This is a genomic window from Kangiella shandongensis (genome assembly GCF_020005365.1).
Taxonomy (GTDB): domain Bacteria; phylum Pseudomonadota; class Gammaproteobacteria; order Enterobacterales; family Kangiellaceae; genus Kangiella; species Kangiella shandongensis.
The window spans coordinates 1-1,069 of the sequence record NZ_JACNML010000025.1 but is presented as its reverse complement, the minus strand read 5'-3'; the positions used below and the strand labels follow the sequence as shown (position 1 = coordinate 1,069).

The following is a 1,069-nucleotide window of genomic DNA, read 5'->3' as shown; positions in this document are numbered from 1 at the left end:
GATGTCCATGACAATACCCTCCGAAAATGGGTTCAGCAGTTAAACAGTGAGCAAAGCGGTCAAACGCCTAAAGGTAAGGCGATGACCCCAGAGCAGCAGAGAATACAAGAGCTTGAGGCTCGCGTGAATCGGTTAGAGCGGGAAAAATCGATTCTAAAAAAGGCTACCGCTCTCTTGATGTCCGACGACCTGAACTCTACGCGCTGATAGACCGGTTGAGGGAGCATGAAGCGACTGAGTTGGTCTGCTCAGCGTTAGGTGTTGGTGTGAGCAGTTTTTACGAGCGTCGGAAGCGGCGTCAGCAAATAGACACGAAACGACGGCTGCTGAGTGCCCGGGTAAAGCGGCTGTTCATCAAGTCGCGCAACTCAGCGGGCACCCGTACCCTGGTTACCATGTTGAAAGATGAGGGTATCGTGCTGGGGCGCTTTAAAGTTGGTCGTCTACTGAAAGAGCAAGGTCTCACGAGCAAGCAGCCGGGGCCTCATGCGTATAAGACAGCGAACGTTGAGCGACCGGACATTCCCAACAGACTCAATCGGGAGTTTGGTGTTGCGGCTCCCAATCGCGCCTGGTGTGGTGACATTACGTATATCTGGACGGGCTCAAGCTGGCACTATGCCGCCGTTGTGATTGACCTGTTTACACGACGGGTTATTGGCTGGTCAATGTCGCCTCGTCCCGATGCAGAGCTTGCTGCCCGCGCCTTGGATATGGCTTATGAAATGCGCGGTAAGCCCCGAGGAGTGATGTTCCATAGTGACCAGGGCTCCCAATACGGGGCGCGCAAGTTCAGACAGCGGCTATGGCGCTATCAAATGACGCAAAGTATGAGTCGTCGAGGAAACTGTTGGGATAACAGTCCGATGGAGCGTGTATTTAGAAGTTTAAAGTCTGAGTGGATGCCGACAACCGGTTACCGTTCAGCAGTTGAAGCAAAACGTGATGTCAGTTACTTCCTGATGAATTATTACAACTGGGAGCGACCGCATCAATTTAATGATGGTCTACCACCGGCAAAAGCCGAGAAATTAGCTAAAAAGGTGTCCGGGTTTTGTTGACCACTACA

General features: G+C 52.2%; 1 protein-coding gene. It reads left to right on the top strand.

The annotated features are described in order from the left end of the window. Positions 1 to 1,061 (top strand): IS3 family transposase gene (locus H7708_RS13375; RefSeq protein WP_223671357.1). Its coding sequence is split into 2 segments (ribosomal slippage), with 1,062 coding nucleotides annotated over them: positions 1 to 154 and positions 154 to 1,061; the frame shifts between segments, so codons are not numbered across the junction. This gene is flagged as partial in the annotation. Positions 1,062 to 1,069 lie beyond the last annotated feature (8 nt).